Source organism: Streptococcus sp. 27098_8_91, from assembly GCF_041432385.1.
Lineage (GTDB): Bacteria > Bacillota > Bacilli > Lactobacillales > Streptococcaceae > Streptococcus.
Genome location: NZ_JAPVZN010000002.1, coordinates 73,004 through 99,507 on the forward strand (window position 1 = coordinate 73,004; position 26,504 = coordinate 99,507).

25 protein-coding genes are annotated in these 26,504 nt (G+C 38.0%); 20 read left to right on the forward strand and 5 right to left on the reverse strand.

Going from position 1 to position 26,504, the window contains the following annotated elements:
- Positions 1-215 precede the first annotated feature (215 nt).
- Positions 216-2,252 carry a glycine--tRNA ligase subunit beta gene (gene glyS / locus O3611_RS02230; protein ID WP_371607671.1) on the forward strand — a complete coding sequence of 679 codons (2,037 nt, stop codon included), beginning with the start codon at positions 216-218 and terminating at the stop codon, positions 2,250-2,252.
- Positions 2,253-2,281: 29 nt separating this feature from the next.
- Positions 2,282-2,539 (forward strand): DUF896 family protein, encoded by a 258-nt coding sequence (locus O3611_RS02235; RefSeq protein WP_000187071.1) that lies wholly within the window; start codon positions 2,282-2,284, stop codon positions 2,537-2,539.
- Between the two features lie 242 nt (positions 2,540-2,781).
- On the opposite strand, the gene O3611_RS02240 is transcribed toward O3611_RS02235, so the two are convergent.
- Genes O3611_RS02240 through O3611_RS02250 form a run of 3 tightly spaced genes read right to left on the reverse strand, consistent with a single transcriptional unit; the run spans position 2,782 to position 5,595 of the window.
- Positions 2,782-4,017 (reverse strand): NAD(P)H-dependent oxidoreductase, encoded by a 1,236-nt coding sequence (locus O3611_RS02240; protein ID WP_371607672.1) that lies wholly within the window; start codon positions 4,015-4,017, stop codon positions 2,782-2,784.
- Between the two features lie 18 nt (positions 4,018-4,035).
- A complete protein-coding gene (locus O3611_RS02245; RefSeq protein WP_371607673.1) occupies positions 4,036-4,641 on the reverse strand; it encodes an NADPH-dependent FMN reductase in 606 nt (201 codons plus the stop codon).
- A 33-nt stretch (positions 4,642-4,674) separates the two neighbouring features.
- Complete coding sequence (locus O3611_RS02250) at positions 4,675-5,595, reverse strand: FAD:protein FMN transferase (protein ID WP_371607674.1); 921 nt, start codon at positions 5,593-5,595, stop codon at positions 4,675-4,677.
- 317 nt (positions 5,596-5,912) lie between these two features.
- Between O3611_RS02250 and nox the strand changes: the two genes are divergently transcribed.
- Positions 5,913-7,292, forward strand: a complete 1,380-nt coding sequence (gene nox, locus O3611_RS02255) for a H2O-forming NADH oxidase (RefSeq protein ID WP_153224735.1) — start codon at positions 5,913-5,915, stop codon at positions 7,290-7,292.
- Between the two features lie 93 nt (positions 7,293-7,385).
- Here the strand turns inward: nox and O3611_RS02260 are convergent, their stop codons facing one another.
- A complete protein-coding gene (locus tag O3611_RS02260) occupies positions 7,386-8,243 on the reverse strand; it encodes a YitT family protein (protein ID WP_371607675.1) in 858 nt (285 codons plus the stop codon).
- Positions 8,244-8,305: 62 nt separating this feature from the next.
- Positions 8,306-9,961, reverse strand: a complete 1,656-nt coding sequence (locus O3611_RS02265) for an NFACT family protein (RefSeq protein WP_371607676.1) — start codon at positions 9,959-9,961, stop codon at positions 8,306-8,308.
- 104 nt (positions 9,962-10,065) lie between these two features.
- Between O3611_RS02265 and ybeY the strand changes: the two genes are divergently transcribed.
- The 17 genes from ybeY (at position 10,066) to O3611_RS02350 (ending at position 26,467) form a co-directional block, all read left to right on the forward strand.
- Positions 10,066-10,563 (forward strand): rRNA maturation RNase YbeY, encoded by a 498-nt coding sequence (gene ybeY, locus O3611_RS02270; RefSeq protein WP_000275150.1) that lies wholly within the window; start codon positions 10,066-10,068, stop codon positions 10,561-10,563.
- A complete protein-coding gene (locus O3611_RS02275) occupies positions 10,544-10,939 on the forward strand; it encodes a diacylglycerol kinase family protein (RefSeq protein WP_000378151.1) in 396 nt (131 codons plus the stop codon). The genes ybeY and O3611_RS02275 overlap by 20 nt, the downstream gene beginning before the upstream one ends.
- A gap of 16 nt (positions 10,940-10,955) precedes the next feature.
- Positions 10,956-11,855, forward strand: a complete 900-nt coding sequence (gene era / locus O3611_RS02280; protein WP_223338886.1) for a GTPase Era — start codon at positions 10,956-10,958, stop codon at positions 11,853-11,855.
- Between the two features lie 78 nt (positions 11,856-11,933).
- Complete coding sequence (locus tag O3611_RS02285; RefSeq protein WP_371607677.1) at positions 11,934-13,961, forward strand: AAA family ATPase; 2,028 nt, start codon at positions 11,934-11,936, stop codon at positions 13,959-13,961.
- A 1-nt stretch (position 13,962) separates the two neighbouring features.
- Positions 13,963-14,652, forward strand: coding sequence for a hypothetical protein (locus O3611_RS02290; RefSeq protein ID WP_371607678.1), 690 nt, complete (start codon positions 13,963-13,965; stop codon positions 14,650-14,652).
- 96 nt (positions 14,653-14,748) lie between these two features.
- A complete protein-coding gene (gene mutM, locus O3611_RS02295; RefSeq protein WP_371607679.1) occupies positions 14,749-15,573 on the forward strand; it encodes a DNA-formamidopyrimidine glycosylase in 825 nt (274 codons plus the stop codon).
- Complete coding sequence (gene coaE / locus O3611_RS02300; protein WP_371607680.1) at positions 15,573-16,178, forward strand: dephospho-CoA kinase; 606 nt, start codon at positions 15,573-15,575, stop codon at positions 16,176-16,178. Before mutM ends, coaE begins: the two co-directional genes overlap by 1 nt.
- Positions 16,165-17,364: a multidrug efflux MFS transporter gene (locus tag O3611_RS02305; protein ID WP_371607681.1), complete on the forward strand. Its 1,200-nt coding sequence runs from the start codon at positions 16,165-16,167 to the stop codon at positions 17,362-17,364. Before coaE ends, O3611_RS02305 begins: the two co-directional genes overlap by 14 nt.
- Complete coding sequence (gene rpmG, locus O3611_RS02310) at positions 17,364-17,513, forward strand: 50S ribosomal protein L33 (RefSeq protein WP_001809104.1); 150 nt, start codon at positions 17,364-17,366, stop codon at positions 17,511-17,513. The genes O3611_RS02305 and rpmG overlap by 1 nt, the downstream gene beginning before the upstream one ends.
- A gap of 39 nt (positions 17,514-17,552) precedes the next feature.
- Positions 17,553-17,786 carry a preprotein translocase subunit SecG gene (gene secG / locus O3611_RS02315; protein ID WP_000282514.1) on the forward strand — a complete coding sequence of 78 codons (234 nt, stop codon included), beginning with the start codon at positions 17,553-17,555 and terminating at the stop codon, positions 17,784-17,786.
- A 98-nt stretch (positions 17,787-17,884) separates the two neighbouring features.
- Positions 17,885-20,227: a ribonuclease R gene (rnr, locus tag O3611_RS02320; RefSeq protein WP_371607682.1), complete on the forward strand. Its 2,343-nt coding sequence runs from the start codon at positions 17,885-17,887 to the stop codon at positions 20,225-20,227.
- The gene (gene smpB / locus O3611_RS02325; protein WP_001051741.1) at positions 20,190-20,657 is read left to right on the forward strand and encodes an SsrA-binding protein SmpB; all 468 of its coding nucleotides are present in this window, start codon (positions 20,190-20,192) and stop codon (positions 20,655-20,657) included. Before rnr ends, smpB begins: the two co-directional genes overlap by 38 nt.
- 14 nt (positions 20,658-20,671) lie before the next feature.
- The gene (tehB, locus tag O3611_RS02330) at positions 20,672-21,532 is read left to right on the forward strand and encodes an SAM-dependent methyltransferase TehB (RefSeq protein WP_371607683.1); all 861 of its coding nucleotides are present in this window, start codon (positions 20,672-20,674) and stop codon (positions 21,530-21,532) included.
- Between the two features lie 198 nt (positions 21,533-21,730).
- The gene (locus O3611_RS02335) at positions 21,731-22,879 is read left to right on the forward strand and encodes a hypothetical protein (protein ID WP_371607684.1); all 1,149 of its coding nucleotides are present in this window, start codon (positions 21,731-21,733) and stop codon (positions 22,877-22,879) included.
- Between the two features lie 91 nt (positions 22,880-22,970).
- Entirely contained in the window at positions 22,971-23,927 is a 957-nt protein-coding gene (locus O3611_RS02340; protein ID WP_075231645.1) for a competence protein CoiA, read from the forward strand.
- 18 nt (positions 23,928-23,945) lie between these two features.
- The gene (pepF, locus tag O3611_RS02345) at positions 23,946-25,748 is read left to right on the forward strand and encodes an oligoendopeptidase F (protein WP_371607685.1); all 1,803 of its coding nucleotides are present in this window, start codon (positions 23,946-23,948) and stop codon (positions 25,746-25,748) included.
- A 5-nt stretch (positions 25,749-25,753) separates the two neighbouring features.
- Positions 25,754-26,467 carry an O-methyltransferase gene (locus O3611_RS02350; protein ID WP_371607686.1) on the forward strand — a complete coding sequence of 238 codons (714 nt, stop codon included), beginning with the start codon at positions 25,754-25,756 and terminating at the stop codon, positions 26,465-26,467.
- Positions 26,468-26,504 lie beyond the last annotated feature (37 nt).

Here is a 26,504-nt window from a genome sequence, read left to right on the forward strand (position 1 = left end):
ACTTGCTAAAGGGATAGGCACCGCCGTACTGATATCTGAGGATTTTTGAAACTTTAGGTTCAAAAATCAGTTGCCTAAATCCACTTTGATGAGACTGTGGGGAAATCTTTGTCAAGAAGACAGAAGATTTCCCCATAGACTTACAAAGTTAGTTAGCAACGTCCCCAGTACCTAAGTTGCCTATCAAAAAGAAGAAATTTTGTAAAGGAAAAAACATGGCAAAAAATTTATTAGTAGAACTAGGACTCGAAGAGTTACCAGCCTACGTTGTCACACCAAGTGAAAAACAACTAGGTGAAAAAATGGCAGCCTTCTTGAATGAAAACCGCCTTTCATACGAAGGAATTCAAACTTTTTCAACTCCACGTCGTTTGGCTGTTCGCGTACTTGGCTTGGCAGACCAACAAACGGATTTGACTGAAGATTTTAAAGGACCTTCTAAAAAAATTGCTTTGGATGCAGAAGGAAACTTTTCTAAAGCAGCGCAAGGCTTTGTCCGTGGTAAAGGCTTGACGGTAGATGATATCGAATTCCGTGAAATCAAAGGTGAAGAATATGTCTACGTAACTAAGCATGAAGCTGGAAAACCAGCTGAGGAAGTTTTGACTGGAATTCCAGAAGTATTGGCTAGCTTAAGCTTCCCAGTAAGTATGCACTGGGCAAACAATACCTTTGAATATATCCGTCCAGTCCATACGTTGACAGTTCTTTTGGATGATGTGGCACTCGATATGGATTTCTTAGATATTCATTCAGGAAGAGTTAGCCGTGGACATCGTTTCCTTGGTCACGAAGTAGAAATTCAGCATGCTGACAGCTATGAAGAAGACCTGCGCAAAGTTTATGTTATTGCAGATAGCACTGAACGCGAAAATATGATTCGTGAGCAAATTAAGGCTATTGAAGCTGCAGAAGGTGTACAGGTACAAATTGATGAAGGACTCTTGAATGAAGTTTTGAATTTGGTTGAATACCCAACTGCCTTCATGGGGAATTTTGATCCTAAGTACTTAGAGGTTCCAGAAGAAGTTTTGGTCACTTCAATGGAAACTCATCAACGCTACTTTGTAGTACGTGACCTTGATGGAAATCTAAAACCAAACTTTATTTCTGTTCGTAACGGAAATGCAGAATATTTGGATAATGTCATCCGAGGAAATGAGAAAGTCTTAGTTGCGCGTCTTGAAGATGGTGAATTTTTCTGGCGTGAAGACCAAAAATTGAAGATTGAAGATCTTGTAGCTAAATTATCACACGTAACCTTCCATGAAAAGATTGGTTCATTACGTGAACACATGATTCGTACCGGACAAATTGCTATCCTTTTGGCGGAAAAAGCAGGTTTATCGGTAGATGAAACTGTTGACCTTGCTCGTGCTGCAGCTATTTATAAGTTTGACCTCTTGACTGGTATGGTTGGTGAATTTGATGAGCTTCAAGGGATCATGGGTGAGAAATATGCTCTTCTTGCAGGTGAGAATGCTACAGTGGCACAAGCTATCCGTGAACACTACCTTCCAGATTCTGCAGATGGTGCTCTTCCTGAGTCTAAAGTCGGAGCTATCCTTGCACTAGCTGATAAATTGGATACTCTTTTGTCCTTCTTCTCTGTTGGCTTGATTCCATCTGGTTCAAATGACCCTTATGCTCTTCGTCGTGCAACACAAGGGATTGTCCGTATCTTGGAAGACTTCGGCTGGAATATTCCAATGGACGAATTGATTGCTAGCCTTTATGCTTTATCATTTGATAGTCTAACTTACGATAATCAAGAAGAAGTGCTTAACTTCATCAAAGCTCGTGTTGATAAGATGATGGGGTCTACTGCAAAAGATATTAAAGAGGCTGTTCTTGCAAGTTCAAACTTTGTTGTTGCAGATATGATTGAAGCAGCAGAAGCACTGAAAGAAGCATCTCTAAATAGTGACTACAAACCAGCTGTTGAATCCTTATCTCGTGCTTTTAACCTAGCGGAAAAAGCAGAAGGTTCAGTCAAAGTTGATACTAGTCTCTTTGAAAATGAACAGGAAAAAGAACTAGCTCAAGCAGTAGAAAATCTAGAATTGAAAGGTTCAGCTAGTGATAAATTAACGCAGTTATTTGCTCTTAGTCCTGTTATTGATGCATTCTTTGACAATACTATGGTTATGGCAGAGGATGTTGATGTTAAGAATAATCGTCTAGCTATTCTAACTGAACTTGTGAATAAAGCGAAAACAGTCGCTGCTTTTAATCTTCTTAATACAAAATAGAAATTAAAAAGTAGATTGGAGGTCCAAATATGACACCAGAAAAAATCGCTCGTATTAATGAGCTTGCGAAAAAGAAAAAAACAGAAGGCTTGACTGCAGAAGAAAAAGTAGAACAAGCTAAACTTCGTGAGGAATATATCGAAGGCTATCGTCGTTCAGTTCGTCATCACATTGAAGGAATCAAAATCGTAGATGAAGATGGAAATGATGTGACTCCTGAGAAACTTCGTCAGGTACAACGTGAAAAAGGCTTGCATGGTCGTAGTCTTGACGATCCAAATTCATAATTTTGAGATATAGAAAACTCGGTTAGTAAAATCTAACCGAGTTTTTGTTTTAAAAAAAGGAACCTAAAGAGGTTCCTTTAGTATTAAATTTTATACTCATCGAAAATCAAATTCAAACCACGTCAGCTTCACCTTGCCGTATATATGTTACTGACTTCGTCAGTTCTATCTACAACCTCAAAGCAGTACTTTGAGCAACCTGCGGCTATCTTCCTAGTTTGCTCTTTGATTTTCATTGAGTATTAGTTACTTGCACCAGAAGTAGCGTCTGCATCTCCATGGCCTCCGTCAGCTGAGTCAGAAGCACCAGAAGTAGCATCTGCGTCACCGTGGCCTCCAGCAGGAGCAAACGGACCGCTTCCTCCTACCAAGCGTTGACCTGTTTCTTTCAAGTACCAGTCAAGCCATGGTTGAAAGTTAAAGACAATTTCATTGATACCAGCATATGAACCATCAGGATAGTACATTGCTTGGTAGTTGTGAGTGTTGATAACACCAGCAGGTGAACCTGGAACAATTGTACGTACGTATTCTTGGTTACCGTTTCTAAGAGTTCCAATAACCCACTCAACGTTTTTCATACGTGCAGGTGGAAGTGATCCATGAACTGTTGACATACGGCTACCAGATTGAGATGGTACACGTTTTGCAAACATTGTATCAGGATCTTGGTGAGCATTGTTGTAGTAGAGGAATTGGTTGTTATCGTCAGCATATGTCAATTCAAATGGCATAGCTTTCAAGAACATATCAATTTGGTTAACTGTAAGGATACCATGGTCAAGTTTAACGTATGTATCCCCAGATACAGCACCTGTAATTTCTGCAACTTTTTCTACCCATTCTGGATCATCAGGGTCAACTTCTGTAATAGTTGTAGCGATTGGTTTTCCACAATCCAAGTCTTCTGGTTCAATTGGTTTTGGTTTTTTCAATTTAGAAACGACTCCCACGTATTTGACAAAGTTATCTAAGCAAGTTTCAAGGAATTTAACAGTTCCTTCGTTAATAATATCTCCGTTAGCATCAAAAGCTTCTTTAGCTTTTCCAAGAAGGAATTCATTACCTGGTAATGTGTAGGCATTTACTCCTGGTGCATCAAGAATTTTACGAAGGTGAACTTGAGCACGTGAAGTTCCTTGATCGTAGTATGAAGCACCCACAATCATAACTGGTTTGTTTTCAAATGGATGAACTTCGTATGAAAGCCATTCAAGGACTGACTTAAGTGAAGCAGAAATAGTGTGGTTGTGCTCTGGAGTAGCAATAATGACACCATCAGCACGAGTGATTTTGTTGTAAAGAAGACGTAATTGGAAGCTTTCATCCCATTTTTCATCTTGATTAAACATTGGAACTTCATCAATTTCAAGAACTTCTAATTCAAATTTTAGTTTGAAGTTACGACGGATGAATTCCAAGAGTTTGCGGTTATATGATTGATCGTAGTTTGATCCAACAAGTCCAACAAATTTCATTCTATTTTGTCTCCTATCTTACAAGTTTTCCCAGTCAAATTCTTCTGCATCTTTGCGAAGCAATTCTTGCGCGCTACGCAATTTTTCAGTAATCTTGACAAAGATACGGAAGTCATCAAAGATGGCATCTAATTTATTAATAACATCAAGATCTACCAAGTCACCATTCTTATCAAATGCTTGAAGAGAATGAGAAAGCAAGAATTCGTCAGGTAGAACTGTCGCTTTAATCTCTGGCGCATTCAAAATTTGACGAAGTTGCAATTGAGCACGTGAAGAACCAAGAGTACCATATGAAGCACCAGTAATCATGACTGGTTTATTCAAAAGTGGGAATACTCCGTAAGAAATCCAAGCAAGGGCGCTCATAAGTACAGCTGGAATTGAGTGGTCGTATTCTGGAGTACCGATAATAACACCATCAGCTGCTTCGATTTTAGCTACGATTTCTATAGCCTCAGCCGGGATTTGTTTGTCGGCTGGTTTGTTGAAAACTGGAAGATCTTTAATTTCGACCAATTCGATTTCTGCTTTATCAGCAAAGTGTTTTTGCATATATTGTAGCAGTTGGCGGTTTGTGGAACGTTTAGAGTTGGTTCCTACAATAGCAATAAGTTTAAGCATGGGCTTTCCTTTCTCTTTTGCATTATTAATTAATTACCGTTGGATACCAGATGAACAAGCGATGCGTCCATCTTTGTCAATGAGGATGGCTTCGATACCATCAATATTTTCGACTTGCCACATGATTGATGCGCTACGTTGGCCAAACAATCGTGTAGTCCATATCTCGCCGTCGACAGATCGATTTGATATAATGGTCAAACTAGCTAAATCCGTTTCAATAGGATAGCCTGTTTCACTATCGAGAATGTGATGATAATCCTTGCCATTGATTTCAAGATGCCGTTCATAAATACCAGATGTAACAACTGATTTTCCAGTAATAGACAAGGTCATCAGGTGATTACCGCGTGGATTATTTGGATCTTGAATGCCGATTTGCCACGGACGTCCATCTTTTGATTGGTTGGTCCCAATTGTGAGGATGTTTCCTCCAAGATTGATAAGAGCAGAAGTGACACCCTTTTCTTTTAGAAAAGTTGCAACCTTATCTGCGCTATAACCTTTTGCTAAACAACCTAAGTCAATTTTCATCCCTTTTTTTTCTAAAAAAACAGTAGAATCAATTGAATCAAGCTTGATCAAGCGAGGGTCTATCAATGGTAAAACGGAAGCAATTTCTTCAGGACTAGCAACTTTCGCATCGGAAAAACCAATACGCCAAGTTTGAACCAAGGGGCCGATACTAATATTGAGATGACTTCCAGGTGCTAGACTATGGTCTAAACCAAAGGAAATCAGTTCAAATAAATCAGGATGAACCTTGACTGGAGCAATTCCAGCTCGATGGTTGATTTCCATCAATTCCGATTCAGAACTGTTGGCATTGAAGCGAAATTCAAGCTCCCTAAGCAAATCAAAAGCTTGCCTGAGCAGACTATCAGCCTGATCATGTACTAAGGAAATGGTAATCGTAGTTCCCATTAGTCGTTGAGAAGATGAACTAAGAGGCAAAAAACCAACTCCTTTCAAGTCAATTGGAAATAGTTGTAAATCCTATCATGAAAGTGATGTAAAGATTTATATTTTATTCCCATGTAAATAGAATATCATAAAGTCAGCGTTTTCACAAATCATTTTTTACAAAAAGTCAAGAAATATGCTCAAAAAACTAAATTCCCTTAAAATAAAATTTGAAAACGCTGGAAATAAGTTAATATACGTTTTCGATCTTTTCAAAAATAAGTGAAAATGAGTAAAAAGCTTGTAAACGCTCACAGAAAATGATATACTAGGAAGGTAAATAAAAAATTAAAGGTAGGAATTATCTTATGAGTAAAATCGTAGTCGTGGGTGCTAACCACGCTGGAACTGCTTGTATCAACACTATGTTGGACAATTTTGGAAATGAAAATGAAATCGTTGTTTTTGACCAAAACTCAAACATTTCATTCCTAGGATGTGGAATGGCTCTTTGGATTGGTGAGCAAATCGATGGTCCAGAAGGTCTCTTCTACTCAGATAAAGAAAAATTGGAAGCAAAAGGTGCTAAAGTTTACATGAACTCACCAGTTCTTTCAATTGACTATGATAACAAAGTTGTAACTGCTGAAGTTGATGGAAAAGAACACAAAGAATCATACGAAAAATTGATCTTTGCTACAGGTTCAACTCCAATCTTGCCACCAATCGAAGGTGTTGAAATTGTTAAGGGGAACCGCGAATTCAAAGCAACTCTTGAAAATGTACAATTCGTTAAATTGTACCAAAACGCTGAAGAAGTTATCAATAAACTTGCTGACAAGAGCAAACATCTTGAGCGTATCGCTGTTGTCGGTGGTGGATACATCGGTGTTGAGCTTGCTGAAGCATTCGAACGTCTTGGAAAAGAAGTTGTCCTTGTTGACATCGTAGATACAGTCTTGAACGGATACTACGATAAAGACTTCACGCAATTGATGGCTAAAAACTTGGAAGACCACAACATCCGCTTGGCGCTTGGACAAACTGTTAAAGCTATCGAAGGCGACGGTAAAGTTGAACGCTTGATCACTGACAAAGAAACATTCGATGTTGACATGGTTGTTCTTGCAGTTGGTTTCCGTCCTAACACAGCTCTTGCTGATGGCAAGATTGAACTTTTCCGCAACGGTGCCTTCCTTGTTAACAAAAAACAAGAAACTTCACTTCCAGGTGTATTCGCTGTTGGTGACTGTGCGACTGTTTATGACAACGCTCGTAAAGACACTAGCTACATCGCTCTTGCATCAAACGCTGTACGTACTGGTATCGTTGGTGCATACAATGCTTGTGGACATGAACTTGAAGGAATCGGTGTTCAAGGATCAAACGGTATCTCTATCTATGGTCTTCACATGGTTTCAACTGGTTTGACTCTTGAAAAAGCTAAAGCTGCAGGCTACAATGCTGTTGAAACAGGCTTCAACGATCTTCAAAAACCAGAATTCATGAAACATGACAACTATGAAGTAGCAATCAAGATTGTCTTTGATAAAGATAGCCGTGAAATCCTTGGTGCTCAAATGGTATCACGTGATTCAGCAATCAGTATGGGAATTCACATGTTCTCATTGGCTATCCAAGAACATGTTACAATTGAAAAATTGGCCTTGACAGACCTATTCTTCTTGCCACACTTCAATAAACCATACAACTACATCACTATGGCAGCATTGACAGCTGAAAAATAATGATTTGTGAAACGGAAGATTTAATTCTTCCGTTTTTATCATCAAAAAAAAAGTAACTTCAGAGTCGAAGTTACTATTTTTAATATTTAGATGTTATGAAGTTTCTTCTTTTACGAAGGTGAACCCTTCTCCTAAAATTTCGTGTGCTTCAGTGATGGTAATAAAGGCCATCGGATCCACGGTATGTATCATTTCTTTCATCTTAATCATTTCATTTCTTGCTACAATACAGTAAATAATTTTTAAATCTTTTTGACTGTAGTAGCCTTGCCCAGAAATGAAGGTGACACCTCTACCGAGCTCTTCATTGATTTTATCAGCTAACTCCATAGGCTTTTGGGTGATGATCATAAATCCTTTACCAGCATATCCACCTTCACCAATCAAGTCGATAACTCTAGAGACGATGAAGTCAAATAAAAGTGTATAAGTTACGAGACGAAGGTCTTGGAAGATAATTAAAATGAGCATTAGGATAAGGAAGTCTAGTGCAAAGAGTAATTTTCCAACGGAGATATTGGTGTACTTGTTGAGAATTCGAGCGACGATATCTGTTCCACCAGTGGTACCACCAGCATTGAAGATAATACCTAGACCAAGTCCCAAAAGAACACCCGCAACTAAAGCAACGATGACCAGATCTCCCTCAAGATTAAAGCTGAGAGGAATCTTTTCAAAGATTGCTAACCAAATGGATAAGGAAATAGTACCAAGCAGGCTACTGTATAGGGTCTTTGCACCAAATATTTTCCAGGCTAGAATGAATAATGGGATATTGATGATGAGGTTCATCACGGAGATAGGGATGTTAAAGAGATAATAGGTAATCAAGGTGATTCCTGTTGCTCCACCCTCGAATAAGTGGTGGGGCACAACAAAATACGTGAGTCCGAAGGCATAAATGGCAGCTCCGAATATAATGGTTAAAATAGATTTGATATGTCGTAGCATTGAACGCACCTCCCATTTTTAATTGAGTCTATAGCAGTAACAGCCCACAAGTATACAAGACTTTATTTGATTTTCATGGACTGAATTTTTTCAGGGTCGGGTGTAACACGGAGGGTCTTTTGTCCAGTATAGGTGACAAAACCAGGTTTTCCACCAGTTGGTTTGTTGAGTTTTTTAACTTCAATCATATCTACCTGAACGAGATTTGAGAGACGTCCCTTAGAGAAGTAGGCTGCAAGTTCTGCAGCGTCTGTTTTTACCTCATCAGTCGGATTGAGATTGCCTGAGATAACAACATGACTTCCAGGGATATCCTTAGCGTGGAACCAGAGTTCTTCTTTACGGGCCATTTTAAAGGTCAATTCCTCGTTTTGTAGGTTATTGCGCCCCACGTAGATGATCGTTTTTCCATCACTAGCTAGATACTGCTCTGGTTTCTGTCGTTTCTGGATTTTTTCCCTTTGTCTTCGACGGATAAAACCTGTTTGGATTAATTCTTCTCTAATTTCAGCAATTTCATCGAGTCCGGCTTGATTGAGGACAGTTTCGACACTTTCTAGATAGAGAATGGTTGCCTTGGTTTCTTCAATCAGATCAGTCAAGTATTTAACAGCTTCTTTTAATTTCTGATAACGCTTGAAGTAACGTTGAGCATTTTGGTTTGGTGTTAAAGCTTTATCAAGTGCAATCGTGATAGGTTGATTGTTGTAGTAGTTGTCCAAAATGACCTGATCTTGGTCATTGGGAACTTGATGAAGGAAAGTGGTTAGTAACTCTCCTTTTTGCCGAAATTCTTCTGCGTTTTCAGTAGCCAGAAGTTCTTTTTCTTGTTTCTTTAGTTTTTGCCGATTTTTTTGTAGTTCGTTTTCAACACGGCGAATGAGTTCGCTAGCCTGTTGTTTCACACGGTCACGTTCGGCTTTATCCTTATAATAGATATCAAGTAATTGTGAAAGACTGTCAAAATTCTCCGCTGTTTTACTAGAAAAAGGCACACAAGAAAAGGATTTATCTGTTAGGCAAGGTTTGGTATCTTGTCTAAAGAAGTTCCGGAAAGTAGATAGTTTGTTATTAAGCAGTTGTCTTTCTAACTCGGTTGCTGTATCTCTTCCCAAACCTTGAAAGAGGTTTTGAAGGTTTTTAGCAGTTAATTCTTGGGTTTGTAGAATCTCAAAGAGTTTTTCGTCCTTGACCATAAAAGGATTGAGCGCCTCTGTAGTTGGAGGAGCGATATAAGTAGCACCTGGTAATAAGGTACGGTAGCTATTTTGAGAGAAACCGATATGCTTGATAACTTCAAGGATTTTGTGACTAGACTTATCTACAAGGAGAATATTGCTATGTTTGCCCATAATCTCGATAATAAGCGTGGCCTGGATATGGTCCCCAATCTCGTTTTTATTGGAAACCGTGATTTCCACGATACGATCGTTTTCAATTTGTTCGATTGACTCGATAACTGCTCCTTGAAGGTACTTTCTCAATACCATAATAAAAGTAGATGGCTGAGCAGGGTTTTCAAAGGTGGACTCTGTTAACTGGATGCGTCCAAAAACTGGATGGGCAGACAGGAGCAAACGATGACTTTTACGATTGCTACGGATTTGCAGGACCAATTCTTGGTCAAAGGGTTGATTAATTTTTTGAATGCGTCCGTTAAGTAGTTCAGTCCGCAATTCCTCAACCATGTGGTGTAAAAAAAATCCATCAAATGACATGGTTCTCTCCTCGTGAATGTATTCCATAGTATTATATCAAAAAGGTAGAATAAAATCATAGAAATGTGATATAATAAAGCCAAGTAAAGAGAATCGAGAAGCACATGTATATTGAAATGGTAGATGAAACTGGACAAGTTTCAAAAGAAATTTTAGAACAAACACAGGAAATTTTAGAATTTGCTGCAAAAAAAATTGGAAAAGAAGACAAGGAAATGGCGGTCACATTTGTGACCAACGAACGAAGCCATGAACTCAATCTAGAGTTTCGTGATACCGATCGTCCAACAGATGTCATCAGTCTTGAATATAAGCCGGAGTTAGAGATTGCCTTTGATGAGGAAGATCTGGAAAATGATCCTGACTTGGCAGATATGATGTCAGAATTTGATGCTTATATCGGTGAGCTTTTCATTTCCATTGATAAGGCACATGAGCAAGCTGAGGAGTACGGTCATAGTTTTGAGCGTGAAATGGGCTTCTTGGCAGTGCACGGCTTTTTACACATTAACGGCTATGATCACTACACTCCCGAGGAAGAAGCGGAGATGTTCGGTTTACAAGAAGAAATTTTGACAGCCTATGGACTCACAAGACAATAAACGAAAATGGAAAAATCGTGACCTAATCTCCAGTTTAGAATTTGCCATTACAGGGATTTTTACTGCGATTAAGGAAGAACGTAATATGAGAAAGCATGCAGTGACAGCTCTAATAGTTGTTCTTGCAGGTTTTGTTTTTCAGGTGTCACGAATCGAATGGTTATTTCTACTTTTGAGCATTTTCATGGTAGTAGCTTTTGAGATTATTAATTCAGCTATTGAAAATGTAGTAGATTTGGCTAGTCACTATCACTTTTCTATGTTGGCAAAAAAAGCTAAAGACATGGCGGCTGGTGCCGTGCTTGTGGTCTCACTTTTTGCCGCTTTGACAGGTGCACTTATCTTTCTCCCACGAATTTGGGATTTATTATTTTAAACAGTAAGAGGAAATTATGACATTTAAATCAGGCTTTGTAGCCATTTTAGGACGTCCAAATGTAGGGAAGTCAACTTTTTTGAATCACGTTATGGGGCAAAAAATCGCCATCATGAGTGATAAGGCGCAGACAACGCGCAATAAAATCATGGGGATTTACACCACTGATAAGGAGCAAATCGTCTTTATCGATACTCCTGGAATTCACAAGCCTAAGACAGCGCTCGGAGATTTTATGGTAGAGTCTGCCTATAGCACCCTTCGTGAAGTGGACACCGTACTTTTCATGGTGCCAGCAGATGAGGCGCGTGGTAAGGGTGATGACATGATTATCGAACGACTCAAGGCTGCTAAGGTTCCTGTAATTTTGGTGGTCAACAAAATTGATAAGGTACACCCTGATCAACTTTTGGCTCAAATCGATGACTTCCGTAATCAAATGGACTTTAAGGAAATTGTTCCGATTTCAGCACTTCAGGGAAATAACGTTTCTCGTCTAGTCGATATTCTCAGTGAAAATCTTGAGGAAGGTTTCCAATATTTCCCAGCCGATCAAATCACAGACCATCCAGAGCGTTTCTTGGTTTCTGAGATGATTCGTGAAAAGGTCTTACACTTAACTCGTGAAGAAATTCCACACTCAGTTGCAGTAGTGGTGGACTCTATGAAACGAGATGAGGAAACTGATAAAGTTCATATCCGAGCAACCATCATGGTGGAGCGTGACAGCCAAAAAGGGATTGTCATCGGTAAAGGTGGTGCTATGCTCAAGAAGATTGGGACTATGGCCCGTCGTGATATCGAGCTTATGCTAGGGGACAAGGTTTTCCTAGAAACTTGGGTCAAGGTTAAGAAAAACTGGCGAGATAAGAAGCTAGATTTGGCTGACTTTGGCTATAACGAAAAAGAATATTAAACCTTTCACAGTTAAGTTTTTGTATTTATTCTCTAAAGGAGTTATTTATTAGATAATAGAAAGAAGTTAGTAATAATAATGATTTATGATAATTTAAGTATAGTAGATGTAGATTTGTCTAAAGAATCTATTGAAAAATTTAGTGAATTTGCTAAAAAGTTAGAGAAGCAAGTATATATCATAAAAAAACCCTTGATAAAGAGTGATGCAGAATACGATTATGATGATGCCTTTATTATCTTAATACCAGAATATAAAATATTTATTGTAAATAAAGGGGAAGATAATGAAGATTTTTATGATTTTAAAGATGATTTCATAGCTGATTTAGGATTTTTATCTGATAAATATGAATACATTAAAAAATTAGGTAGGCCGAGAAAATGGAAAGATCAACAAATTCAAGTCATAGATCAAAGATTTGAAATTAACAGTTTTATAGATGACATTGAACAATTTAGGTTAAGTAATTCCAAAGAAAAAAGAATATCTGAGTTGCTCATTTCATTATTAACTGGTAGCATAAATCAAATTGATGAAATAAATTTAGAAGAACCTGATACTTTATTAGATAAAGTTAAACAAAAAATTGTACTTTTTGATGGTGAACAGACTCGCTTTATTTTTGAAGATATTAAAAAAAAAACAGTATATATACAAGGCTTAGCAGGTACAGGAAAAACTGAACTTCTTTTACATAAATTAAAAGAATTGTACACGCATCCCAATAAATACAAAATAGCTTTTACGTGTTACAATAAGGTTTTAGCTAATAATTTAAATCAACGAATTCCTGACTTTTTTACATTTATGAAGGTTGATGAGCAAATTGAGTGGAATAGTAGATTGTTTGTGAGTCATAGTTGGGGATCGGCTAGAGATAAATATTCAGGTTTTTATTCTCAAATTTGTTCTGAATATGAAATTCCATTTCATGGATTAAGGTATGGTAGTTTCGAGGATGTTTGTAGACAAGCAATTAATGATTTAAAATCTTTAGAAAATATTAATCCTATATTTGATTTTGTGTTAATTGATGAAAGTCAAGATTTTGGTAAATCTTTTGTTGAATTGTGTGAACTTATAACTGCTAAGACAGTATATGTTGCTGGTGATATTTTTCAAAATATCTTTCAAAGGGATATCAGTAACAAAACACCAGATTTTTTACTAAATAAAGTTTATCGTACTGATCCAAGAACACTAATGTTTGCACAAGCTATAGGTTTAGGACTTTATGAAAGACCAGTTGTAAATTGGCTTGATGATGATGATTGGAAAGCATGTGGTTATAATATTGTTACAAAAGAGGATGAGTATACCTTATCAAGAGAAAAAATAAGGAGATTCAATAACGATGATATTGACGAAGAATATAATCCACTATCTTTAAAATTATTTACTCAGAAAGACGGGTGTGTTATTCAAATTGTTAACACTATTAAAGAGATTATAGAGCATCATCCTACAGTTACACCAGATGATATTGGTGTCGTCTTTATGGATAGCAATAAATCTACTTATGGATACATAGATGAGTTGGAATATATCATTCTGAAAGAATTAAATTGGAAAATAATAAGAGGTTATGATTTTAAAGAGAAGATTAAAAATACACTATTTGTTAGTAATAGAAATAATGTAAAAGGATTAGAATTCCCTTTTATAATTTGTATTACAAACTCTTCGGTAACAAAAAGTAAAGATGTTCGTAATACAATTTATATGTCACTTACAAGATCATTCATAAGCTCATATTTGATTATCTCTGATATAAATTCTGAATTATATAAAATTTGGAAAGATGCGAGAGATTTTATTATTCAAAATAATTGTTTGAAAGTTATAAAACCAACACCAGAAGAAATTTTATCAGAAGAACAATTAAAAGTTGAGTCAGCATCTTATCAAAGCTATGAAGAGATGAAAGATGAACTATATAGTAAATTAGGTATCCCACAATATCAATATATAAAATATGATCAAATTTTATCTGCGCATTTTATTGATAAATCATTAGATAAGGAAGTAATGGAAAACATTATAATTGCGAACCGAAGAATAGATGATGATTTTTTTGAAGGTTTAAAAAATAACGGATATTGAGATGGAAATATATTATAATCAACATGTAAAGGATTACGTTTCGAGAATTAATTTAAAAAATCGGGTTAAACTAATCAATTTAGTGTTATTTATTAGCAAATTTTTATTAGTTAATCCTTACCCTATAGATGAGAAGGATAGAGTGGGACAGCTAAATTATGATAAAAATACGAAACGTTTAATGTTCACTGAGAACAATTTAGAAACAAGTGAATGGAGACATTTTAGTTTACAATACCCATTCAATATCAAGTGTGATGAAGAAAATTATCGAATTAGTCTTCAGTCAACTTCAAATGAGTTTGAAATATATTCTGTACATATACAGATTTTGCAAATGTTGCTAGATGAAGGTGTGTTGGACTATCAAAAAGCGAAGTATGGTATCTCAATGGAAACTCATTTAAAGATTGAAGATATAGTGAAGACTGACTTAGATATGATAACTTCTGATAATCTTATTAATGAGGTGCTGGATATCTTTTTAGATTTATTAGTATTTGAACCTGCATATATTCGATTTGACGAAGATGCAAAACGTCAAGATGGAGATATTCATCCATTATATCATTTTGATATTTTTTATTCTAATGCTCCATCTCTTAAAATTGGAAGTAAAGCTAAGATTGATTTCGAGGAATTTAATAGAATGTTGGGAAAAAATGGTCAATCTTGTAAATATTTACACTAATTAAATACCAATCCAAAGAATGTATATTTATGTAGTATTTAAATTAAAAAAGAGGTGGGCAGTAGCCTGCTTCTTGTTTTTAGAGAAGGAGGAGTTATGCCTGAATTACCTGAAGTTGAAACGGTTCGACGAGGTCTTGAAAAACTGATTCTAGGGAAGAAGATTGCTAGTCTTGACATTCGATATCCTAAAATGATTAAGACAGATTTGGATCAATTTCAAAAGGAAGTGCCTGGTCAAGAAATTCAATCGATGGGGCGCCGTGGCAAGTATTTACTTTTCTTCCTGACAGACAAGGTCTTGATTTCTCATCTAAGGATGGAAGGCAAGTATTTTTATTATCCAGGTCAAGTCCCTGAACGTAAGCATGCCCATGTTTTGATTCATTTTGAAGATGGAGGCACTCTAGTCTACGAGGATGTCCGCAAGTTTGGCACCATGGAATTGCTTGTTCCTGAACTCTTAGATGCTTACTTTATATCTAAAAAGCTTGGACCAGAACCTACTGAACAGGATTTTGACTTAGAGATTTTTATAGGTGCCTTGAAGAAATCTAAAAAAACGATCAAATCGCATCTTCTCGATCAGACTTTGGTTGCTGGATTGGGAAATATCTACGTGGATGAAGTTCTCTGGAAAGCGAAAGTTCATCCTTCTAGACCTTCAAAAAATTTGACAAGAGCAGAAGCAACAGCTATTCATGATCAAACCATTGAAGTCTTGGGGCAGGCTGTTGAGAAAGGCGGTTCAACCATTCGCACCTATACCAATGCATTTGGTGAAGATGGGACCATGCAAGATTTTCATCAGGTCTATGATAAAGCTGGACAAGCTTGTTCACGTTGTAGATCCATTATCGAAAAAATTCAACTCGGTGGTCGTGGAACCCATTTTTGCCCAAAATGTCAAAGGAGAAAGTGATGGGAAAAATTATTGGAATCACTGGTGGTATTGCATCCGGGAAGTCCACCGTCACAAATTTTCTAAGACAAAAAGGGTTTGAAGTGGTAGATGCGGATGCTCTTGTCCACCAACTTCAAAAACCTGGTGGACGACTTTTTCAGATTTTAGTAGAGCATTTCGGTGAAAAAATCCTTCTAGAAGATGGGGAACTGAATCGTCCATTACTCGCCAGTCTTATCTTTTCTAATTCTGAGGAGAGAGAATGGTCTAAAGAAACTCAAGGACAAATCATCCGTGAAGAATTGGGCTCTTTGAGAGACAAGTTATCTCAGACTGAGGACGTGTTTTTCATGGATATTCCATTGCTTTTTGAACAGGACTATGCTTCATGGTTCGATGAAACTTGGCTAGTTTATGTAAGGCGAGATACCCAGCTGGATCGCTTAATGAACCGTGATCAGTTATCCAAAGAGTCAGCTGAAACTCGTTTAGCTTCACAGTGGCCTTTAGAAGAAAAGAAGAAATTTGCTACTTATGTATTAGACAATAATGGCATTCGAGAGCAGCTTTTGAGTCAAGTAGTGACCTTACTTGAAGGAGGTGATGCCCATGCAAGAGATTAGTTGGAAGGATAATCTTCGTATTGCTTGGTTTGGTTGCTTTTTAACAGGAGCCAGCATTTCTCTCGTTGTTCCTTTCATGCCTATTTTTGTCGAACAGTTAGGAATTGAAGGGGATCAAGTTGCCTTTTATTCAGGTTTAGCTATATCAGTCTCAGCCATTTCTGCAGCCATCGTATCACCAATTTGGGGTATCTTAGCAGACAAGTATGGTCGAAAACCCATGATGATTCGTGCAGGGCTAGCCATGACTATTACTATGGGTGGTCTGGCCTTTGTTCCAAATGTTTTCTGGCTCTTGTTCTTACGGTTTCTTAATGGAGTTTTTACAGGATTTGTACCCAATGCGACAGCTTTAATTGCAAGTCAAGTTCCCAAAGATAGGTCGGGATACGCTCTAGGGACTTTATCAACTGGTGTTGTCGCTGGAACTTTGACCGGTCCATTTGTAGGTGGTTTCATTGCCGAAATTTTTGGAATTCGAAATGTCTTTTTATTGGTTGGTAGTTTCCTGTTTTTGGCAGCTATCTTAACCATTCTTTTTATCAAAGAAAACTTTCAACCAGTGCCAAAAGAAAAAGCACTGCCTACAAAAGAGCTCTTTACTTCTGTTAAATACCCTTTTCTCCTGATAAATCTATTTCTAACTAGCTTTGTGATTCAATTTGCTGCCCAATCTATTGGTCCCATCCTTGCCCTCTATGTACGAGATTTGGGACAGAAAGAGAATCTTCTCTTTGTCTCTGGTTTGATTGTATCCAGCATGGGATTTTCAAGTATGATGAGCGCAGGCATCATGGGTAAATTAGGTGATAAAGTGGGCAATCATCGACTACTTGTCGTAGCTCAGGTATATTCAGTTTTCATATATCTATTATGTGCAAATGCGACTAGCCCATTCCAATTAGGCTTCTATCGTTTTCTATTTGGTTTGGGGACGGGAGCTCTGATACCTGGTGTCAATGCTCTTCTAAGCAAAATGACCCCTAAAGTTGGCATTTCAAGGGTATTTGCCTTTAATCAAGTCTTTTTTTATCTAGGAGGAGTGATAGGTCCCTTAGCAGGATCAGCAGTAGCGGGACAATTTGGCTATCACTCAGTATTTTATGCAACAGCTCTTTGTGTAGCTATCAGTTGTTTATTTAACCTTATCCAATTTAAAACATTATTAAAAGTGAAGGAAATCTAGTGCGAGTAAAAATCAATCTCAAATGCTCCTCTTGTGGTAGCATCAATTATCTAACCAGTAAGAACTCCAAAACCCATCCAGACAAGATTGAGGTCTTAAAGTATTGCCCTAAAGAAAGAAAAGTGACTCTACATCTTGAATCTAAGTAGAAATTATGGTAGAATAATAGGGATTTTAAGGAGTTTGATATGTATAACCTATTATTAACCATTCTATTAGTATTATCTGTTGTGATTGTGATTGCAATTTTCATGCAACCAACTAAAAACCAATCTAGCAATGTATTTGATGCCAGTGCAGGTGATTTGTTTGAACGTAGCAAAGCGCGCGGTTTTGAAGCTGTGATGCAACGTTTGACAGGAATTTTAGTCTTTTTCTGGCTAGCCATTGCCTTAGCATTGACGGTATTATCAAGTAGATAAGAAAATAATGGGCGGGACTAGGTCTTTGCCTATTTTTATTTTTAAAAGAAATAAGGTTTTACACCAAAAAGAAAATATTATAAATCTAGAAAGTAAACATGAAAGATAAAATAAAAGAATATTTACAAGAGAAGGGGCGAGTCACAGTCAATGACTTGGCTCAAGTTCTTGGAAAGGATGGTTCCAAGGACTTCCGTGAGTTAATCAAAACTCTTTCACTGATGGAGAGAAAGCACCAAATTCGCTTTGAAGAAGATGGTAGTCTCACCTTGAACCAAAAGAAGAAACACGAGATTACTCTTAAAGGAACTTTTCATGCCCATAAAAATGGCTTTGGTTTTGTAAGTCTTGAAGGCGAAGAAGACGATCTTTTTGTTGGGAAAAGTGATGTTAACTATGCCATTGATGGCGATACTGTTGAAGTTGTCATTAAGAAAGTTGCTGACCGTAACAAAGGAACCGCCGCAGAAGCAAAGATTATCGACATCCTAGAGCACAGTCTAACGACAGTTGTTGGGCAAATCGTTCTTGATGAGGAAAAGCCCAAGTATGCGGGCTATATCCGTTCAAAAAATCAAAAAATTAGTCAACCGATCTACGTTAAAAAACCAGCTATTCAATTGGAAGGCACAGAAGTTCTCAAGGTCTTTATCGATAAGTACCCAAGTAAGAAACACGATTTCTTTGTGGCGAGTGTTTTAGATGTTGTGGGACATTCAACAGATGCAGGGATTGATGTTCTTGAAGTCCTAGAGTCTATGGATATTGTCTCAGAATTTCCAGAGGCTGTTCTTAAAGAAGCGGAAAGTGTACCTGATGCTCCATCCCAAAAAGACCTGGAAGGCCGTCTGGACCTGAGAGATGAAATTACATTTACCATAGATGGAGCAGATGCTAAGGACTTGGACGACGCAGTTCACATCAAGCCCTTGAAGAATGGAAATTTTGAACTTGGAGTTCATATCGCGGATGTTTCTTATTATGTAAAGGAAGGTTCTGCTCTTGATAAGGAAGCCCTTAATCGTGCGACTTCTGTCTATGTGACAGATCGTGTAGTTCCAATGCTACCAGAACGCCTTTCAAATGGCATCTGTTCTCTTAATCCTCAAGTAGATCGTTTGACCCAATCAGCTATCATGGAAATTGACAAAAATGGTCGGGTTCGTAATTACACCATTACGCAGACAGTTATCAAGACAAGTTTCCGTATGACCTATAGTGATGTAAATGACATTTTAGCTGGTGACGAGGAGAAGAGACAAGAGTATAAGAAAATTGTTCCTAGCATTGAACTCATGGCTAAGCTCCATGAAATTCTTGAAAGTATGCGGATTAAGCGTGGAGCTCTCAATTTTGATACCAATGAAGCTAAAATCTTGGTTGACAAGCAAGGGAAACCAGTAGATATTGTTCTTCGTCATCGTGGTACTGCAGAACGTATGATTGAGTCCTTTATGCTGATTGCAAATGAAACAGTTGCTGAGCATTTTAGCAAGCTTGATTTACCTTTTATCTATCGTATCCATGAGGAACCTAAAGCTGAAAAAGTTCAGAAGTTTATTGATTACGCCTCTAGTTTTGGCTTGCGAATCTATGGGACTGCCAGTGAGATTAGCCAGGAAGCCCTTCAAGACATCATGAGTGCTGTTGAAGGTGAGCCATATTCGGATGTGTTGTCCATGATGCTTCTACGTTCCATGCAGCAGGCTCGTTATTCTGAGCGTAATCACGGTCATTATGGACTAGCTGCGGACTATTACACTCACTTTACCAGTCCGATTCGCCGTTATCCGGACCTCTTGGTTCACCGAATGATTCGTGACTATGGACGTTCCAAGGAAATAGCAGAACATTTTGAACAGGTCATTCCAGAGATTGCCACCCAGTCTTCAAATCGTGAGCGCAGAGCTATTGAGGCAGAGCGCGAAGTCGAGGCTATGAAAAAAGCTGAGTACATGGAAGCATTTGTGGGCGAAGAGTATGATGCCGTAGTATCAAGTATTGTTAAATTTGGTCTTTTTGTTGAATTGCCAAATACAGTTGAAGGCTTGATTCACATTACAAATCTACCTGAGTTTTACCATTTCAATGAACGTGATTTGACTCTTCGTGGGGAGAAATCAGGGACAACCTTCCGTGTGGGACAACAGATACGCATTCGTGTCGAAAGAGCCGATAAGATGACTGGCGAGATTGATTTCAGCTTTATTCCAAGCGAATTTGATGTCATTGAGAAGGGGTTGAAACCGTCTGGCCGTAAGGATAGAGGTCGTCGTTCCGATAAGAAAGAAGACAAGAGAAAATCTGGTCGCTTAGGTGATAAGCGCAAGCATTCTCCAAAAGACAAAAAGAAAAAAAGCAAGAAACCTTTTTACAAAGAAGTAGCAAAGAAAGGAGCCAAGCATGGCAAAGGGCGAGGGAAAGGTCGTCGCGCAAAATAAAAAGGCGCACCACGACTATACAATCGTAGATACGCTAGAAGCAGGAATGGTCCTGACAGGAACTGAAATCAAGAGTGTTCGAGCAGCCCGCATCAATCTGAAGGATGGGTTTGCCCAAGTGAAAAATGGGGAAGTTTGGCTGAGCAATGTGCATATTGCACCCTATGAAGAAGGAAATATCTGGAATCAGGAACCCGAACGTCGTCGTAAACTCCTGCTCCATAAGAAACAAATCCAGAAATTAGAGCAAGAAACCAAAGGGACAGGGATGACCTTGGTTCCTCTTAAAGTTTATATCAAAGATGGCTATGCCAAGTTACTTTTAGGACTTGCAAAAGGGAAACACGATTACGATAAACGTGAGTCTATCAAACGACGTGAGCAAGATCGCGATATTGCGCGTGTTATGAAAGCTGTTAACCACCGATAGAAAGAGTGAAGGAAATGGAAAAACTAGTTGCCTACAAACGCATGCCTGTCTGGAATAAAGACACCATGCCAGAAGTTGTTCAAAAAAAACACAATACTAAGGTCGGAACCTGGGGCAAGATTACCGTATTAAAAGGGACTCTAAAGTTTATTGAGTTGACTGAAGACGGGGAAGTTTTAGCCGAGCACTTTTTTGAAGCAGGTGCTGATAATCCTATGGCACAACCTCAAGCTTGGCACAGAGTAGAAGCTGCCACAGAAGATGTGGAATGGTACTTGGAATTCTATTGTAAACTAGAAGATTATTTCCCTAAGAAATACAATACCAATCCAGTTCATTCGGAAGTCTTAGAAGCTATGCAGACGGTCAAACCATGTAAGGCACTAGATTTGGGTTGTGGTCAAGGAAGAAATGCACTCTTTCTCGCTCAACATGGATTTGATGTCACAGCAGTGGACCAAAATGAGTTATCCCTTGAAATCTTGCAAAGCATTGTGGAGCAAGAAGACTTTGAAATGCCTGTCGGTCTCTACGATATCAATTCAGCTAGCATTGTACAAAGTTACGATTTTATCGTATCAACGGTTGTGCTCATGTTTTTACAAGCAGAACGTATTCCTGCTATTATCCGAAACATGCAGGAACAAACCTCTATCGGTGGCTACAATTTGATTGTTTGTGCCATGGATACGGAAGATTATCCATGTTCAGTTAATTTTCCCTTTACCTTTAAAGAGGGGGAATTAGCAAATTACTACCAGGACTGGGAGTTAGTGAAGTATAATGAAAATCCTGGTCATTTGCACCGTCGTGATGAAAACGGAAATCGTATCCAACTACGTTTTGCAACAATGCTGGCTAAAAAAGTAAAATAAAAATCTTAAAACGAATAGCTATCCATTTCTATTCGTTTTTTCATATAAAGACTTGAGGGCCAATCAACTGAATTATGCTATACTAGATGTGTAGAAAATGCTTAAGACAATCTCTTAACCCATATTTCTATGAAGTTTATAATAAGAAATTTTAAATTTTCCATACAACTAGCAAATTTTTAATAGGGAGGTAGCGATATGCCTAGTCTTTTAGTCGAACTTTTTGATCATCACACTATCGAGAAAAATGTTTATCAGACTTTTATTTGTGATTGTGATGAGGTTTTATTTCTCTCCTTGAAAAAAATTACAGAAGATGAAAGATTGGCCTTGAAACATTTTTTGCTGGATCAAGTTTCCCATGTAAAACAAGTGCATTTTCGGCAAATAAGTCTAGATAAGATTACGGATGATTTGAATCTTTTCTTGACTAACTATGATTCAGTGACCATCGATGTTTTTGGCGGAGATAATCTATTAGCAATGGTTCTTTATCAGTATGCTTTGGAGAGAAATATACCACTTCTTGCAATGGATGTTGACCATGGTCTACAGTATGACTGGAAGCTTGGGAAATTGGAGAAAAAGAACCTGGTGGTCCCAACTCTAACCATCCAGCAGTTGATTGCCCTACGTGGTGGTAAACTACTAAAGTCCAAGCAACCTTTCCATACGCCTAAACAGATTGCTGCTATCAAAAAACTGGCAAATTTTGCCCTTACAAATCCTGAAGAGTGGTTAAAAGTAACACAATTTTTTGCGCTGGCAAAGACGAGTAATATTCATTCTGAAACAGGAAAAGTGCTAGAGAATAATGGGAAACGTTATTATTACCCTAAATCTATCATTTCCTTATTAACAGATGCTGGCTTGCTCCATATTGAAGAGGAAACTTCTAAACACGTTAGTTATACTTTTTCTACCCCCGAGGCCCAACTGCTTTGTCGGAGCAAAGGCCATATTTTAGAACTCTATCTTTACCTTCTAGCGCTAGAGTCAGAGTATTTTGATGAATGTATGATAGGGGCTGAAATTGATTGGAATGGTATTTTCCCTGAGGCTGATAATGTACAAAATGAGATTGATGTTGTCCTTCGTAAAGGTAGGTCCATTGTTTTTATTTCCTGTAAAATGACAGACTTATCAGTAGAGGCTATAAATGAATTAGAACTTTATGCCACCCATTTTGCCGGGGAAAGTTGTCTAAAACTAATTGTTTGTTCTGGGAAAATAAATCCAGTATACATCAATCGTTGCCATGAATACGGAGTCTTGGTCATAAAAAATGATCAGATTTCTAACATCATTCCGATGTTGGAAAAGAAATTAAAAAGAAAAAGGGGATAAGATTCCTCTATTAATTCGTTAAATAATCCATGAGGCTGTTTTTCTCAGCCTTTTTCTTATTCTTTTCGAATAAAGTAGAAAAGGAGGTTTTATGTTTTTAGCTAGAGATAAAAACGGGCGCCTAGTCAATGCCTTGGAGGATGAACTAGTCAAACAAGATTATTATTGTCCAGCTTGTGGAACAAGTGTTCGCATGAGAAAAGGAAAAAATGTGAGAAGGCATTTTGCGCATGAAAGTCTCAAAAAATGTGATTTTTTTCATGAAAATGAAGGACCAGAACATTTGGAAAATAAGGTGGCACTTTTTAATTGGGTTAAGAAAGATGCTGAAGTAGAGATGGAATATCCTATACCTGAACTGAAGCAGATTGCTGATATCTTTATCAACAAGCAACTAGCTCTAGAAATTCAGTGTAGTCCCATTTCTTGTGAACTTTTAAGGGAGAGAAGCAATGGTTATCGAAGTCTCGGGATTCAAGTTTTGTGGTTACTTGGAGAAAAACTATGGATAAAAGAGCGACTAACTCAACTTCAGAGAGATTTTCTTTACTTTAGTAATAACATGGGCTTTCATATTTGGGAGTTAGACCATAAAAAACAGGTTTTGAGACTCAAGTACCTCCTTCATCAAGATTTGAAAGGGAAACTCCATTATCAAGTCAAGGAATTTTCTTATGACAAAGGAAATCTTCTAGAAATATTACGGACTCCTTATCAGCAACAAAATCTTAGCACTTTTTCGGTCGAACAAGATAAGAACATTTGTCAGTATATTCAAAAACAACTCTACTATCAAAATCCCTATTGGATGAAGCAACAAGCCAAGGCCTACTTGAGAGGGGAGAACCTTTTGAATCTGAAGAATCAGGACTGGTATCCTCAAGTAAGGCCGATAGAAAACGGATCTTTTTGTCAAATTAAACAGGATATTAGTGATTATTATCGTAACTTTCGAATTTATTATCAAAAAAATCCTCAAACAGAGTTACAAAAGCTCTATCCCCCAGCTTTTTATCAGCAATATTTCTTAAAAAATGTGGTAAAATAGAAAGGATGGAGGAATCTTATGGTATTACAACGAAATGAAATAAATGAAAAAGACAAATGGGATCTATCAACGATCTTTGCTACTGATCAGGCTTGGGAAGATGCCCTCAACCAACTGTCAGAGGAAGTGGAAACAGTTGACCAATATGTAGGTCATCTTTTAGACAGTGCTCAGAGCTTGCTTGAAATTACTGAACGTTCTCTAGAGTTAGAGCGCCAGTTGGAGAAGCTTTATGTCTATGCGCATATGAAAAATGACCAAGACACCCGCGAAGCTAAGTATCAAGAATACTATGCTAAGGCTATGACGCTTTATAGCCAGCTTGATCAGGCACTTTCTTTCTACGAGCCAGAGTTTATGGAGATTACTGAGGAACAAATGACTGCTTTCTTGTCTGCTGAACCTAAACTTGAGCTCTATAAACACTTTTTTGATCAGCTCTTACAAAAGAAAGATCATGTTCTTTCACAGCGTGAAGAAGAATTGCTTGCAGGAGCCAGTGAAATCTTTGGGTCGGCAAGTGAAACCTTTGCTATCCTAGACAATGCTGACCTTACTTTCCCTTACGTTTTGGATGACGAAGATAATGAAGTGCAGCTCTCTCACGGAACCTACGTACGTTTGATGGAATCAAAAAATCGAGAAGTACGTCGTTGTGCCTATGAAGCACTTTATGCGACTTACGAGCAGTTCCAGCACACCTATGCTAAGACTCTACAGACCAATGTCAAAGTCCAAAACTACCGTGCTAAAGTTCGCAATTATGAGAGTGCTCGTCAGGCTGCTCTTGCGGCTAACTTTGTACCAGAAAGTGTCTATGACAATCTAGTGTCAGCAGTTCGCAAACACTTGCCACTCTTGCATCGTTATCTTGCACTACGTTCAAAAATCTTGGGTATTCCAGACCTCAAGATGTATGATGTCTATACACCACTTTCTTCAGTAGACTACAGCTTTACTTACGAGGAAGCCTTAAAGAAGGCAGAAGAAGCTTTGGCAGTTCTTGGTGATGATTACTTGAGTCGAGTTAAACGTGCCTTTAGCGAACGTTGGATTGATGTCTATGAAAACCAAGGCAAGCGTTCAGGTGCATATTCAGGTGGATCATACGATACAAATGCCTTCATGCTTCTTAACTGGCAGGACAATCTAGATAATCTCTTTACTCTTGTCCATGAAACTGGACACAGTATGCACTCTAGCTATACTCGTGAAACCCAGCCATACGTTTATGGAGACTATTCGATTTTCTTAGCAGAAATTGCTTCAACTACTAATGAAAACATCCTGACAGAAAAATTATTGCAAGAAGTTCAAGATGATGCAACACGCTTTGCAATCTTAAACAACTTCCTAGATGGTTTCCGTGGTACAGTCTTCCGTCAAACTCAGTTTGCTGAATTTGAGCATGCCATCCACCAAGCCGACCAAAATGGTGAAGTCTTGACCAGTGAATTCTTAAATGAGCTTTATGCCGACTTGAATGAAGCATACTATGGTTTGAGTAAAGAAGACAATCCTGAAATTCAATATGAATGGGCCCGTATTCCACATTTCTACTACAACTACTATGTGTATCAATATTCAACAGGCTTTGCAGCAGCTTCAGCCTTGGCTGAAAAGATTGTTCATGGTAGCCAAGAAGATCGTGATCGCTATATCGATTACCTCAAAGCAGGGAAGTCAGACTATCCACTTAATGTCATGAGAAAAGCAGGCGTTGATATGGAGAAGGAAGACTACCTCAACGATGCCTTTGCTGTCTTTGAACGTCGTTTAGATGAGTTTGAAGCTCTTGTTGAAAAATTAGGATTGGCATAAGGCAGATGGTAAAGTCTTATAGCAAAAATGCCAATCACAATATGCGTCGTCCTGTTGTCAAGCATGAGATTGTTGAGTTTATGCGCCACAGACAAAAGCAAGTGACTGGCTCACTCAAGGAATTAGAGAAGTTCGCTCGCAAGGAAAATATTCCCATCATTCCTCATGAAACCGTCGCTTATTTTCGTTTCCTTATGGAAACCATTCAACCAAAAAACATTTTAGAGATCGGTACGGCTATTGGATTTTCAGCACTTTTAATGGCAGAGCATTCACCCAAGTCAAAAATCACCACTATTGACCGAAATCCTGAGATGATTGGTTTTGCCAAAGAAAATTTTGCAAAATTTGATAGCCGCAAACAAATCACTCTCTTAGAAGGTGATGCGGTAGATGTCCTGTCAACGTTGACTGAGACCTATGATTTTGTATTTATGGATTCTGCCAAGTCCAAATACATCGTCTTTCTACCAGAAATCCTCAAACACCTCGAAGTAGGTGGAGTCATTGTCTTGGATGATATTTTCCAAGGAGGAGATATTGCGAGGGATATTATGGAAGTCCGACGTGGACAACGGACGATTTATCGTGGCTTGCAAAGATTATTTGATGCGACTTTGGACAATCCAGGATTAACCGCTACTTTGGTTCCTCTTGGAGATGGGATTCTCATGCTAAGAAAGAATCAAGCAGAAGTAGAACTGCCTGATATTGATTGATTTCAGATATTTTTAAGACAATTTGGTAAAATAGATA